The sequence below is a fragment of the Bradyrhizobium sp. MI1.3 genome (assembly GCF_055811695.1).
In genome coordinates, this window is the sequence record NZ_JBVVPQ010000060.1 from 1 (window position 1) to 13,584 (window position 13,584).

At 62.2% G+C, this 13,584-nt stretch carries 9 protein-coding genes and 1 pseudogene; 2 read left to right on the plus strand and 8 right to left on the minus strand.

Annotation, left to right across the window (positions count from 1 at the left end; translation table 11 throughout):
- Positions 1-513 precede the first annotated feature (513 nt).
- Entirely contained in the window at positions 514-1,953 is a 1,440-nt protein-coding gene (locus AC0L3A_RS31070) for an FAD-binding oxidoreductase (protein WP_354128137.1), read from the plus strand.
- Between the two features lie 321 nt (positions 1,954-2,274).
- Here the strand turns inward: AC0L3A_RS31070 and AC0L3A_RS31075 are convergent, their stop codons facing one another.
- From AC0L3A_RS31075 to AC0L3A_RS31090, 4 genes are all read right to left on the minus strand, one after another.
- Positions 2,275-3,594 carry an NAD(P)/FAD-dependent oxidoreductase gene (locus AC0L3A_RS31075; protein ID WP_219684600.1) on the minus strand — a complete coding sequence of 440 codons (1,320 nt, stop codon included), beginning with the start codon at positions 3,592-3,594 and terminating at the stop codon, positions 2,275-2,277.
- Between the two features lie 329 nt (positions 3,595-3,923).
- The gene (locus AC0L3A_RS31080) at positions 3,924-4,958 is read right to left on the minus strand and encodes a cupin domain-containing protein (protein WP_354128136.1); all 1,035 of its coding nucleotides are present in this window, start codon (positions 4,956-4,958) and stop codon (positions 3,924-3,926) included.
- Positions 4,958-5,962, minus strand: coding sequence for a 4-hydroxythreonine-4-phosphate dehydrogenase PdxA (gene pdxA, locus AC0L3A_RS31085; protein WP_007601137.1), 1,005 nt, complete (start codon positions 5,960-5,962; stop codon positions 4,958-4,960). Before pdxA ends, AC0L3A_RS31080 begins: the two co-directional genes overlap by 1 nt.
- Complete coding sequence (locus AC0L3A_RS31090; protein WP_007601136.1) at positions 5,959-7,026, minus strand: four-carbon acid sugar kinase family protein; 1,068 nt, start codon at positions 7,024-7,026, stop codon at positions 5,959-5,961. The genes pdxA and AC0L3A_RS31090 overlap by 4 nt, the downstream gene beginning before the upstream one ends.
- Before the next feature lie 44 nt (positions 7,027-7,070).
- Here AC0L3A_RS31090 and AC0L3A_RS31095 point away from each other — a divergent pair, with 44 nt between their 5' ends.
- The gene (locus tag AC0L3A_RS31095) at positions 7,071-7,973 is read left to right on the plus strand and encodes a LysR family transcriptional regulator (RefSeq protein ID WP_246649385.1); all 903 of its coding nucleotides are present in this window, start codon (positions 7,071-7,073) and stop codon (positions 7,971-7,973) included.
- An 86-nt stretch (positions 7,974-8,059) separates the two neighbouring features.
- Here the strand turns inward: AC0L3A_RS31095 and AC0L3A_RS31100 are convergent, their stop codons facing one another.
- The 4 genes and pseudogenes from AC0L3A_RS31100 to thrC form a co-directional block, all read right to left on the minus strand.
- A complete protein-coding gene (locus tag AC0L3A_RS31100; RefSeq protein WP_007601134.1) occupies positions 8,060-9,517 on the minus strand; it encodes an aldehyde dehydrogenase family protein in 1,458 nt (485 codons plus the stop codon).
- Between the two features lie 83 nt (positions 9,518-9,600).
- Positions 9,601-10,793: pseudogene (locus AC0L3A_RS31105) on the minus strand (alanine racemase).
- Positions 10,794-10,804: 11 nt separating this feature from the next.
- Positions 10,805-11,677 (minus strand): GNAT family N-acetyltransferase, encoded by an 873-nt coding sequence (locus AC0L3A_RS31110; RefSeq protein WP_007601132.1) that lies wholly within the window; start codon positions 11,675-11,677, stop codon positions 10,805-10,807.
- Positions 11,678-11,930: 253 nt separating this feature from the next.
- Positions 11,931-13,499, minus strand: coding sequence for a threonine synthase (thrC, locus tag AC0L3A_RS31115; RefSeq protein ID WP_354128133.1), 1,569 nt, complete (start codon positions 13,497-13,499; stop codon positions 11,931-11,933).
- Positions 13,500-13,584: the final 85 nt, after the last annotated feature.

Consider the following 13,584-nt stretch of genomic DNA (forward strand, 5'->3'; position numbering starts at 1 on the left):
CACCTCCCGCAGAACAAAAGCGGAAAGTGTAACCCATGTGTCCGGTACGAACTGTCACCTATGTCTCGGGTCGCTCAGCCCACTACTGTGGAGGCGCTGTTCTCTTACCGGAGGGCAGCTTAACTCCCGGCCTCGCACCTTGATAGCCCGCCAGAAGCCGCCGTTCTCGCGCGGTCCACGCACGTCCATGCGTCCACGTGAAATTCACGATTCCGACGGAGCCGCAGCCGGTCGCTCTCGTCGAACGACAGGTTGAGTAGGTGGCGACGCGGTCGAACTGGCGCGCTTTTTCGAAATACTGGCCTCTGATAGATTGTCTGCCGAGTCATCGATTGCCTCCTCCGAAATCCGAAGGGACTCGCGATGAAGGCGTTCAATACGAGGCTGCACCGGCGCAAACTGCCGAACATCGTGGCATTTCGGCATTGGTGTCTTCGGAACCGCGACCGAACGGCAAACAATGCCGCACAAACGCGCGAAAATGATCCGATAACGCCCATTGGAAGCTGGAGCATGTCTCAGTCGGTCCACGTTCACGCCTTTCGCGATCTTCTGGACGACAGGGGCGTCGTTGACGATCCAGGGCGGATCGCGGCCTACACAACGGATCAGCGCCAGCTCTTCACGGGCTCGACGTTTGCCGTGCTGAAGCCGGCGACGACAAAGCAGGTCGCCGACATTGTACGGCTGGCGGCGCACCACGGTATCGGAATTGTTCCACAAGGCGGCAACACCAGCTATTGCGGCGGCGCGACGCCGGATGCCTCCGGGCGCCAGATTGTCGTGAGCCTCGAGCGGATGGACCGGATCCGCGAAATCGATCCCGTCTCCATGAGCATCTCTGTCGATGCCGGCGTCATCCTGAAGAACATACAGGACGCCGCGGCGGCTGCCGGACTTCTGTTGCCGCTCAGCCTCGGCGCGGAAGGCAGTTGCAGGATCGGCGGCAACATCGGCACGAACGCGGGCGGGCTGTCGGTCGTCAGGTACGGGATGACGCGCGATCTGCTGCTCGGAATCGAGGCGGTGCTGCCGGACGGGACGGTGGTGTCCGACATGCGCAAGCTGCGGAAGAACAATACCGGCTATGACGTCAAACAGTGCTTCGTCGGAAGCGAGGGGACTCTCGGCATCGTCACCGGCGCAGTGTTGCGTCTCGCGCCCTTGCCGACCCGCCGCGCTACTGCCTGGCTGAAGCTCGCGAGCGGCGCCCCGCTCGCTGAGCTTCTCGCCCTGGTCCGTCGCGAGTCCGCGGATCTGCTGACCACTTTCGAATTCATGGCGGCCCGATCCATCGCGCTCGCAACCGCAGCAATGACCGACCCCCCCTCGCTTGGAGCGGGCCCAGCAGGCGCCGTCCTCGTCGAGTTCGCCTCTTCCTCACGTCATCTCGATCTCGACGAACTGATGGAAGCCGTTCTGGCCGAGGCGATAGAGTCCGGATGGATCGAGGACGCATTGCTGGCGCAGAGCGGATCGCAGCGGACCGCGATGTGGCGGCTCCGCGAGACCATCCCCGAGGGCGAGAAATGCCGGAACGGATCGGTCAAGCACGACATCTCGGTGCCGCTTTCGTCTATTCAACACTTTCTGGATTTGGCCGGTTCGCAGGTGCGATCGTATGACGCCGACCTTGAGCTGTCCGTCTATGGCCATGTCGGCGACGGTAATCTGCACTATAACGTGCTCGTTCCTCCCGATGTCGACCGACTGGAGTTCACCGAGCGGATCGAAGGCAGCCTGTCGCTGCAACTCTACGACACGGCCGCGGCGCTCGGCGGCACGTTCAGCGCGGAGCACGGCGTCGGTCGTTTCAAAAAGCACCTTCTGGAGCGATACGGCGATGTTGGGCGTATCGCGGCGATGCGCCGGATCAAGACCGCCTTTGATCCGGCTGATATCATGAACGCCGGCGCAATCGTTCGTCCGCTGGGCGAGACGTCTGCCTCTTGAATCATCGGCGGCGCGCTGGCGATCTTTCGTCGCGGGTCGAACGGTGCATCGTCGGCTGGGGTACCTCGATTGCCCAAATCGCCTTGTCCTTAAAGAAAGAGCCACTCCGAAGGAGTGGCTCAGGTTGGGGAGGAATTCCTGATGCCGTCGCGTGAGCAGCTTGAGGTTTCTTCGTAGAACCTGACGAACTCGACCAACTCCTACCGTTTTGCGTCCATAAGCCGGCGGACTTGACGGCGCGGAAACATGGAGTCCCGCTCACTCGTCTGCCGGAACCTTGGCTTCGCTCGGTACGCGTCAGCCTGACTTCCGGCTCGATCTTCAGATGGCGGAGATGTTCAGCTTCGAGCCGTCGGTCAGACGCGACAGCCGGAACGGTGCGGGATCGACGCAAGGCGTGTCGTTGACGAGAAGCTGTGCGGCCAGATAGCCGAGCCCCGGGCCCAAACCGAAGCCGTGACCCGAGCAGCCCGCCGCGAGGACGAGGCCTTCCACCCCGTCCACCTTCGACACGACAGGCACTGCATCAGGCGTGCAATCGACGAAGCCGCCCCAGGCGCTATCGATCTTGATTTCGCCGAGTTGGGGGAAGGTTTTCCGGACACTCTTCACCACTTGGTTCACCAGCCATTTCAAGGGCGGAGGATCCAGCACGCGATTCTGCTCGAAGATCCGATCGTTGGTCAGCAACGCCGCCATTGAATCCGGCCCCGAAACGAACGATTGGCCGACACCAATCCTGACGTTCTTCAGGCGACGCAAGAACTGCGGCATGAATTCCCGGCTGTACCTGATCGCCTGGGGCGTGATTTCGAGGTTCGCCTTGCCGCTGATCGCAAGCGTATAGCTGCCGTCCAGTCGGCGCGTGATCGTGCAGTAGGGTGTTGAGACCGCCTCGCCGATGTTGATTGTCGGGGTAGAACGCAGCGCGGTCTGCCGGATGCTCGCTTGGGGGAAACTGATTCCGAGCGGCCGAAGGAAGCGCGAGGACCAGGCGCCGGCGGCGCACAGCACCGCGCTGGTTCTGATATAGCCCTTCTCCGTGTGCACGCCTGCAATCTTGCCATTGGCCAAGTCGAGCGCCCGCGCGGCGCATCCCTGGTGGATCGTGGCGCCCAGAGTTCTGGCCCCCTCGGCGATAGCCGGCGCGGCCAGCGCAGGTTCGGCCTTGCCGTCCCGCTCCGAATAGGTCCCACCGACCCATTTGCCGCGCGCTTCGGGGACGCGCTCGGCCACCTCCGCCCGGCTCAGCACCCGGGTGTCGACGTCGTACTCCCTGGCGAGCTCGCGCCACTTTTCCCAGCCCGCGAGCACAGCCTCGTCGTGGGTCGCATAGACGAGACCGCAGCGCCGAAATCCTAGGTCCCGATTGATATCGCGCGTGAGCTCGTCCCACAGCCGCATGGAGAGCACCGAGAGCGGCAGTTCGCGCCGGTCGCGGTTCTGCTGGCGGCACCAACCCCAGTTTCGGCTCGATTGTTCACAGGCGACGTGGCCCTTCTCGAGCAGCGCCACAGAGAGGCCACGCTTCGCCAGGTAATAGGCGGCCGTAGAGCCGAGGATGCCGCCGCCGACGATGACGACGTCGGCCTCGACCGGGAGACGCTCATCGCTGTGAATGCGCTCGACTTGGGGCGACATGTTCCAACGAACCTCAGCTGCCAAGAATGCGGAAGCAAAGTTCCGATCAGCCCTTCATCGCATCGTGCGCGCGATAGAATGTGCTGAAATCACCTAGAACTTCGCAAGATGTTCGGGTTTTTGAGCGCTTGTGCGATACGAGCTGCTCAAGCGCGATCGTCCCAGTTCGGCGCAATGGCGACGCGACCTGCTTGTCCACGGAGACCGGACCGCTTTTCGATGCCCCAGCAAAATGGACCCAGACCGTCGCGATTGGGTCGGCGACACCGGGACGAGTGATGTCCTGAACCACGAGCGTCGGGCGTTTGTTCCGATCGCAGGCAGACGGTCTAGCCTTCGAGGTCGTGAGCGGTGCCGGCATCCATGGATGTGCCGGGTTCGAGCAGCACGACCTCGCAGATGTCGTCCAGCGCGACAGGGCAATGCTCTACCCCATGCGGGACCACGATGAACTCGCCTTGCTCGATGATCTCGTCCCGATCACGGAACTTCATCAGCAGGCGGCCCTTGTGCACGAGGAAGAGTTCGTCACCGCTCCTGTGAAAGCGCCAGGCGAACTCGCCCGCGAACTTGGCGAGCTTGATCTGCATGTCGTTAATCTGACCCGCGATCTTCGAAGACCAAGTCTCCTTGAGCTGCCCGAACGAGTTGGCCAGGTTCCTCTTGTGGAGTGGGGAGAGATGTCGGTTCAGGGAGGCCACGTCACGAATGATGGCCCCAAGCTGGCGAGCGACGTCCTTGTCGTCGGCCGGATACTTGCCGTCCAACGCGGCCGTGCCGATAGTGAAGCCGGCGGCTCCTGCGTCCTTCAGGATGGCGATCCGCTCAGGCGTATCAATCGAGCCGGCCACATAGACGGGCTTGGGCACCGCCGCGCACACCGCTTTGATGAGGGCCGGGACGTCTTCCTTGGAGCGATAGGCGAGCAGGTCGAGGCCATACACGCCCTCCCGCAGGGCGAGCGCCTTGGCGCTCTCAACGATCTCCTCGATGCTCCCTTCGAGCACGCTCGGGTGACCGGTAATGCGACCCGGGAAGGGGCAGTATTGAATGCCGGTGCCAGCAAGGATCGGCAGCACGTCGTCAAGACGTGTGCCGCCGAGCAAGACGTCGACGCCGATTTCAACCGCCGCTTTCGCCGAAACGATCTCACTTTGCCGGTCGAGTGAGACGACTTCGAGATAGGAGGTGGCGCCGTCTGCCTTGATGACCTGGTTGAGAACTTTGAGTCGATCGATCGGCAGGCCGATGTCCTTGAAACCGATGTGGCGAACGCCAAGGCTGAGGGCGGTCTTGAGTTGTTCAGAGGCGTCCTCGACGGTGCGATCGTTGCGCGTGAGCATGAAGATGAAGCGAAGGCCCATTAGACTACCCCTTCTTTGGTCTTAATTTGCGCGGCGACGAGCCTTCGCGCGTAAGTCAGGGCGGTCTCGAGACTGCCGGTGTCGGCGATGCCTCGGCCTGCAATGTCGAATGCCGTGCCGTGATCAGGGCTTGTACGGACGAACGGCAGGCCGAGCGTGATGTTCACACCCTTTTCGAGGCCGAGATATTTCACCGGGATCAGGCCCTGATCGTGATATTGGGCCACGACCACATCGAAGCGGCCCTTGCGGGCCTGCATGTAGACAGTGTCCCCGGGCCAGGGGCCACTGGCGTCGACGCCCTCGGCGCGGGCTGCTTCGATCGCAGGCCGTATGATCTGGATTTCTTCGTCGCCGAAGAGACCACCTTCGCCGGCATGGGGGTTGAGCCCTGCGACCGCAATGCGCGGCGCCGCGATCCCGAGGGCCTTGCCGCCCTCATTTGCGAGCCGGATCGCTGACATCTGGGCATCGAAATCCGCTTGGTCGATGGCCTTGCGCAGCGACGTGTGGATGGTGACGAGAACCGTGCGGATATCGTCGTTCGCCAGCATCATCGCAACGCGCTTCGCACCACCATAGTCGGCGAGGATTTCGGTGTGCCCGGGATAGCGAATGCCCGCGTTTGCCATCGCTTCCTTGTTGATCGGTGCGGTGACGATGCCGCTGACCTTGCCGGCCTTGGCTGCCGCGACGGCGGCGACGATGGCATCGAAGGAAGCTTGGCCGGACATGGCGCTGACGCTCCCGAGCGGAGGCGGCGCGATGATTTGCGTCGCCTCGACAACCTCAATGGACCGCGGCTCAGAGCGCGCCTCTTCAGGTCCGGCGATACGCCTGACCGTCAGCTCGAGGCCCAGACGGTGGACGATATTCTCCATCACGACGTAGCTGCCGAATACGACCGTGCCTTCGCCGGCTTTGGCCAATGTCTTCGCCACGATCTCCGGGCCGATGCCGGAGGCATCGCCCATTGTGATGGCGAGGGGAGCGGATTGGGTCATGATACAACCAGTTCTGATACCGAGGTGCCGAGGCGGAGCTGCGTGATCGCACGACGCAGCGTATCGTCGTCGCCAAAGCCGCCTGCCTTCATGGCGATCAGTAGCTCTCGTCCATCTCCGAGGGACGTGCGGCCAAGCGGAAAGCCCGGCTCGAGCTCTTGCAGGATCTCGAACTCATAAATGTCCAGGCCATCCAGGATCGCCTCCATGGTGTCCCCGCCTGTGGCGATCACCATGTCGAAACGCTCGTCGGCCAACCGTCGAGCCGCAGTTTGGGCAATGTCGTGCAGGACGGATCCGGGATCATTCATCCGTTCGATCGGAGCCCGCAGCAGAGCGATTCCAGGCTCCATTGCAATGCAGTCGGCCTGACGATGGCTGCGCGGATTGGCGCTGCCGATAGCAACAAGAATGTCGCCACAAACCGTGACGGTCACGTTCGACGCCACCGCAAGCGGCGCAAGACGCTTCGCCAGAGCAAGGGCCATGCCCGGAGAGCCCACCCATAGGATCGACTCCGGATCCGGCAGGGCGGCAACTTGTTTGTCGAGATCGGCCTGTGTCGCAGCATCAAGGATGACGACGCTTCCAATGGAGGCCGGAACGAGCTCAGCCAGCCGAGAATGTCGCGCAGGATGGACGGGGTCGCGACCGTATTCGGTCTCCGCGACAGGAATGCCGCCCACAAGCTGAATGCCGCTGACGGTTGTACGCCCAGCGCCGGGGAACGCCGGTGCAAAGACCAGCATCTTGCGGCCGCTTGCCACGAAGGCCGCTTCCATCTCGGCCGTCACATGCCCGCGAAGAGTCGAGTCCACGGTCTTGTAGAGGACATCCCGTGAAGCGAGCTGCTCGGCAAGTTCCGACACCCGCTGTGCCGCTTGCGAAGCTGGTACCGATCGCGATCCGCTATCGACGGCGATGATCTTTGCATCCTCTAGCGGCCTCCGACGTCGGCCGACAACGGCTCGCAGGCACCGCTCGACAAACGGACCGGCCCCATCGGCGGCGCTGGTCAGGTCATCGGCCAGAATACCGATTGTGTATTCGCCATTGGTTCGCATGGATCAATTATGCCAAGCTAATCCAGCATGAAAAGCGATAGTTTTTGCGCTACATCAGTGATATCAGGTCACCAATGAGGCGATCAGAAATACCTTCGTTGGACGACTTACGTGCGTTCGAGACCACTGCGCGGCTGGGGTCGGTTCGGCTTGCCGCGAACAGCCTTGCCTTGACCCATGGGGCTGTGAGCCGCCGTATCACCAAACTCTCGGAAGACCTTGGCTTCAAACTCTTTGAAAAAAGCGGACGTGGCTTGCGCCTCACGGCTTCTGGAGAAGTGCTCAACCTCACCCTCGGCCGTTTCTTCACCGAGCTGGCGACAACCGTTGAGAGCTTGCGTGCTGCCAACGCACAGCAGAATTCCCTCGTTCTCTCATGCGAGCCTTCAGTCGCTATGCGCTGGCTTATTCCACGGCTTGCAAACTTTCAGGCCGTCCATCCTAACATCGCTCTACATCTCTCAGTCGCCGGCGGCCCCGTCGAGTTTCGCCGCGATCGGATCGATCTTGCTATACGTCGGCTCGACTTTGCGTTCCCAGAGGCGTGGCACGTCCGGCGCCTTTTTCCTGAAAGGGTAGGACCGGTCATGAGCCCTCAGCTCGCGCCGGTGTTTGCCTCAGGAAACTACATCGCCCTAGGTTCGAAGACTCGGGCGGACGCTTGGTCGCGGTGGCTTTCCACCCACCCGTCGGTGCGGCGCCCCACGGAGATACGCTTCTACGATCACCACTTCCTCATCGTTGAAGCAGCATTGGCCGGATTGGGCGTTGCCCTCAGCCCGCGGGTCCTTGCAACGGACGACGTAGATAGAGGGCGGCTCATCGCACCTGCCGGTTTCGATCCTGACGAAAGCCACTATGGCCTTATCTGGGCGGGAGAAACTGAACTGTCTGGGAAAGCGAACTATCTTGCTTCATGGCTGCAGGAACAGTGCAATCTGATCTAATGATTTAACTTCGCGCTCCTCAAGGGCTCGGCGCTACCTTGCATGCAGCATCTTAGTTTTGAACGGCTCGCCCTAGAGGTAGCGTTTCATTGATAAAATCCGAGAACGGCTTTGGTCTCGAGATATTCTTCCATGCCTTCGCAGCCGTATTCCCTGCCGTTCCCGGAACGCTTGTATCCGCCAAAAGGTGCGTTCGGATCCCAGTCGGGATAGTTGAGATGGACCTGACCGGACTGGATCTGCCCAGCCACTTTCCTCGCGGTGTCCATATCAGTGCCCTGCACATGCGCGCCGAGGCCGTAGACCGTGTCGTTGGCGATCTCGATCGCCTCGTCAACCGAATCGTATGGAATGATAGACAACACCGGGCCGAAGATCTCCTCCTGAGCTATCCTCATGTCGCGACGGACGTTCGAGAAGATCGTCGGCCGCGCATAGAGGCCGATCTGAAGGTCGTCGGGCCGCCCCGGCCCGCCAATGACAAGCTTGGCGCGTTCCTCCAGGCCGACGTCGATCATAGTCTGGACGCGCTCGAACTGCGGCCGGTTGGCGATCGGACCATGGGTCGTGCATTCCGAAAGCGGATCGCCGACCACTATTTCGGAAGCAGCCGCCGCAGCGAGAGCCTCAACCTCCGCCATCTGCGAGCGGGACACAAGCATGCGCGTCGGCGCGCTGCAGGATTGGCCGAGATTGCGGAAAGCGGCGCCGACGCCGAGTGGAACGGCCCGGCTCAGCTCGGCATCCGGCAGAATGATATTTGGCGACTTGCCACCGAGTTCCTGGGCGACGCGCTTGACGGTGGGCGCAGCCGCCTGCGCAACGAGAACTCCGGCACGGGTCGAGCCGGTGATCGAGACCATGTCGACCTGCGGATGCGACGCCAGACCGGTGCCCACGACGGGACCGGTCCCATTGACGAGGTTGAATACGCCGGGCGGACAACCGGCATCGTCCATCACCTCGGCGAACAGCAAGGCGCTCAGGGGCGACAATTCGCTTGGCTTCAACACCACCGTGCAGCCCGCCGCGAGCGCCGGACCGACCTTGGCTGTGATCTGGTAGAGAGGCCAATTCCAAGGGGTGATGAGACCACAGACGCCGATCGCCTCGCGCATGAGGGCGGTGCTGCCGCGCGGGCTGATGAAAGAATAGGTCGCGAGATTGTCACGCGCGACGCGGATATGTTCGGCGGCCAGCGGCACCTGGGCGCGGCGCGCATAGGTGATAGCGGCCCCCATCTCGCTCGTGATCGCCTGCGCGAACAGCTCGAGCCGCTCCAGGAGCAAACCATGGATCCGGTCGAGCAGCGCTGCACGCTCCGGAGCCGGCTTGCAAGACCAGCCCGCGAAGGCTCGTCTGGCCGCGGCGACCGCGTATTCCACGTCCTCGTCGTTTCCGAGCGCGACTTCGGCGATTGGCTGCTCGGCCGCCGGGTTGACGACGACCGCCATCGCCGATCCGCTGGGCTTGCGCCATTCTCCGTCGATGTAGAATTTGCCGAGGAAGCCGGCTTCCGTCAGGTGTCGAACGGCCGAGGTCATTGGAAGCGATCCTTGATCCGGTAATAGGCGCCGACCAGCGGAAGCTGGGCATGCGCAAATCGCCGCCCGATTCTGTTTCAGGTTTACCAGCCGCGCATCCGCGGCCACTGAGCTTCGATTGCGTCACTTCCCGCCGAGATGACATTGTACAGTTCGTGCTGTGACGCCATCGCGCAGGCATGATTGGGCAGAATCCTGACCTTCGCGCCGATCGGGATATGCGGGAGGGCTGCAGCCGATCCGGACCTGACGGCGAGGATGCCGTGCTCCTGGCTCGCCTGCGCGACGATCAGGTTCGGATAGAGTTGGCCGGACAGATCGCAGACGAGACCGAAACCTTGGTCAACCCGCTGCGCCGCGGTGCCGCGATCGCGTGACAGTGCCATCCAGCCCGCATCGACCAAGATCCATCCCTTCTCCGGCTTCGTGCCGATGATGGTGGCGAGAACCGAGATCGCGATGTCGTCGGTCGTGCAAACACCGACGCCGTGCATCACCAGATCGAAGAACATGTAGACGCCGGCCCGCATCTCCGTGACACCGGTCAGGTCATCGGCGAAATGGGCGGTCGGCGTCAACCGACACTCACGACCGGGCATTCATGCCCCGCCGCCCGCAATGTCTCCGCGGCCGCCACGGCCACGGCCCTTTCGTTCTCTGCTGCCGCGACGAGAGCATCGGACGTGTAAAGGCTGTAGGATTCGCCGGCATGGGTGAGAATGCCGGCGAGCGTGACGCCGGCCTCGGCCAGGGCCGCCGCGACGGCGATGAGTTTGGGATCGGTGGCGGTCAGCCCCCCGCGATGGCCGTCGCAGTCGATCTCGATGAAGGCGGAGGGCGTCACGCCGGCGGCGTGCGCGGCCGTGCCCAACATCGCCGCCTGTTCAGGGGAATCGAGCAGCACCTTAAGGTCAACGCCGGCTTTGCGGAGACGGATCGCCCTTTCAGCGGTGTGCGGTGCCACGCCGACGGCATATGTCACGTCACGGAAACCGTACTGCGCGAAGTACTCAGCCTCCGCCAAGGTGGAGACGGTGATCGGCCCGGGCCCGGAGGGATAGGCGCGCCGGGCGACCTCAATGGATTTCGCGGTTTTCATATGGGGGCGCAGCACGACGCCAGCCGCGGCCATACGAGAGGACAGACGGGCGAGATTGCGATCCAGCCGGTCTTTGTCGAGCAGGAGGGCCGGCGTCGCCAACGCGCCGACCGTCGCGGCTATTTCGCATGGCGCGGCGTTGTGGACATCGATCCCGCGCATATCCCAGCGTTGCATCTCAAGGTCTCCTAGCCGAACGACTGGTTGGCGACCGCGAACCTGCGCGCTGGCCCGGTCGATGGCGTCTGCGCCCCCAGGACCATGGTGGTGGCGTCGCTGACCTGCTGCAGCCCGATGCTTTCGAGCCAGTCCCCGAGCTGCGAGGAGGCAGAGGTGTCGATCCGGACGAAGACACTCCCGAGGGGCGCGAGCGCGGCCTCGATCAATGCGCGCGCATCAGTCGGGCTCTCGGCAACCACAGGGCCGATGACATGCCCGCGGCCGAAGAGACGGGAAATGGCGTAGCCGCGGGGCGTGCCGTCACGCAAGAGGACGTAGCCGTCGCCGACCTCGATCAGCCGGTTCAGCATCTCGCGCCTCGTCCAGCCGGAGGCCTCGTGATCGAGCTCCACGATCGCCCCGAAGTCCGATGGAACCATCAATCTGACGTTTGCGAGCGGCGGCGTGTCGCGGCGCTGGCGAGGAACGCCATGATGCTGGTGCAGCATGCCGATGCTCGCGAAGCCGCGGCGTGCGTAAAGCGCAAGGCCCTCTGCCGTCGAATTCAGCGTGATGATCCGTGGTCGTGCCGCCGCGAGCAGCGCGTCCATCAGCCGGGCCCCGTAACCCCGTCCCTGAACGGCTTTCGAGACGATGATCATTCCGGCGGAAGCATGGGTGTCGCCGTAAGGCCACCACAGCGCGGTCCCTACCACAGCACCCGCACTCGTCACCACGAAACCGCGGCCAAGCTGCAGCGCAAATTCCCAATCCTTGAGCAGATACGGCCAAGACATCTCCTGCGAGAGCTTCAGCGCACCTTTCAGGTGCGCTCTCGCGAAAGGGATCAGGGCCACGTCTTCGTTCGCGCGATCTCCGGCCTGGGTAGCTGCGGTTGCCATGATGCGTCGACGTCTCTCGCTTGGGTTACCGGACTAATCGTCAGTGCCTGACACGGCGAGGTCCGTCTGACGATGTTCACACGAATTGCAGCGTACCTTGGCTCCGACAGCATTACGCGATCAGACTGACGCAAAGTTCGGCAGGGTATTGCATTGATGATACGGTAGAAGAGACAATCTGCTGTCAGCGGCTCGTGCGCCAAGGTCAGCTTCGCGCCAAGACCCGCCGAACCCGTGAGGGCCGACCGCAACTTTACTCGCGTCCGCTGACACCGGTCGCCATCCTCAGGCGTGCTTGCAACGTCGCGGTCGCTTTTGCGTTGCGAACCTCGTCGCATGACAACTCCGTAGATATGGCCGAGGCTGAAACACTCCTCGATCCGAAACCGACCCTTCGGCACGTCGCACCCTGCACGACGTCGGCGATGTAGTTCTTCACGGCCCGTCCATCCGGGGGAAGGACTTTGACTCGCCTCGGCAGCCCTTCTAGTCCATCGAACCGTTGCGGACGATCTGGCTGCCGGCCTAACGCTTCCTTGATCGTCGAAGCGAATTTGATTGGCTGTGCAGTTTCGAGCACAAGCATCGGCGTCTCGGGGTTCGCATGCATGCGCCCGACCGTCACACCATCCGCAGTGTGAGGATCGATCATTGTGTTGTAGCGGTCCCACGTGTCACGGATCGTCGCCAGTCGATCGGCATGGGTGCTCCTGCCGCTGCGGAATCCAAAACGCGCCGCCGCCGTTACGAAGCTGGGATCACCGCTGAGGTCGAACGAACCGCATTTCCGAAGTTGGTTCTCAAACAGCGATTTCGTCCGACTGGCGTTGCGACCGAGTAAATCGAAGATGAACCGCTCGAGATTTGATGCCTTGGAAATATCCATGGAAGGGCTCGATGTTTCAAGCGTGTCAGCTCGGCTTCTGGCGCGATAAACGCCGGTGCGGAAAAACTCGTCGAGCACGTCGTTTTCGTTGGTCGCAAGGACGAGACGGGATATTGGAAGTCCCATCATGCGCGCAACATGACCAGCGCAGATGTTTCCGAAGTTTCCTGAAGGCACGGAAAAGTCAACGCCTGCTGACCTCCCTTCGGAGACTTGAAAATAGCCGGAGAAGTAATAGACGACCTGCGCGACCAGTCGGGCCCAGTTGATCGAATTCACTGCACCTATCTTATATCGTCGTTTGAATTCCAGATCGCTGGACACACATTTGACGATGTCTTGGCAATCGTCGAACACGCCATCTATGGCGATGTTGTGGATGTTGGCGTCCTGCAGGCTGAACATCTGAGCTTGCTGAAAGGAGCTCATCCGTCCGAGGGGCGACATCATGAAGATCCGCACCCCCTTCTTGCCGCGCATTGCGTATTCCGCAGCGCTCCCGGTGTCGCCACTGGTGGCCCCAAGAATGTTCAATTCGTCGTGCCGGCGTGCCAGTTCGTACTCGAGCAGATTGCCGAGCAACTGCATGGCCATGTCCTTGAACGCCAGCGTAGGACCGTTCGACAATTCCTGGAGGTAAAGCCGCGTCTCCAGCTTTCGAAGCAAAACGATGCTCGAGGCTCCAAATATCTCGGGCGTGTAGGTCTTTTCGCAGATTGCCTTCAGGTCAGCGGGCGGAATATCGCTGACGTAGAGCGACAGGACCTCGAAGGCGAGGCTGGGATAGGACAAGGAACGCCATGCATCCAATGTAGCGGCGTCCACACGCGGGTAGGTCTCAGGTACGTACAGCCCGCCGTCCTCGGCGAGGCCTTCAAGCAATGTCTCGCAGAACTGTCTGCGACCTGAATGTCCGCGCGTGGATACGTAGTGCATCGATGCTCTTCTTTCGAGAGGCGGCAGTGCCGCCAGCTCCATGACCCGGGTTGTACCTTTGAGAATGCCCGATGGAGCTTCCAGC

Bases quoted from the DNA above. Each gene is read 5' to 3' on its own strand.
- AC0L3A_RS31080 (WP_354128136.1), bottom strand. From the start codon at position 4,958: ATGGGCCTTCGCTTCATCTTCATGCTCACGCGCAACGATCGCACCGTC.
- AC0L3A_RS31110 (WP_007601132.1), bottom strand. From the start codon at position 11,677: ATGGCAACCGCAGCTACCCAGGCCGGAGATCGCGCGAACGAAGACGTG.
- AC0L3A_RS31100 (WP_007601134.1), bottom strand. From the start codon at position 9,517: ATGACCTCGGCCGTTCGACACCTGACGGAAGCCGGCTTCCTCGGCAAA.
- AC0L3A_RS31070 (WP_354128137.1), top strand. From the start codon at position 514: ATGTCTCAGTCGGTCCACGTTCACGCCTTTCGCGATCTTCTGGACGAC.
- pdxA (WP_007601137.1), bottom strand. From the start codon at position 5,962: ATGACCCAATCCGCTCCCCTCGCCATCACAATGGGCGATGCCTCCGGC.
- thrC (WP_354128133.1), bottom strand. From the start codon at position 13,499: ATGCACTACGTATCCACGCGCGGACATTCAGGTCGCAGACAGTTCTGC.
- AC0L3A_RS31090 (WP_007601136.1), bottom strand. From the start codon at position 7,026: ATGCGAACCAATGGCGAATACACAATCGGTATTCTGGCCGATGACCTG.
- AC0L3A_RS31075 (WP_219684600.1), bottom strand. From the start codon at position 3,594: ATGTCGCCCCAAGTCGAGCGCATTCACAGCGATGAGCGTCTCCCGGTC.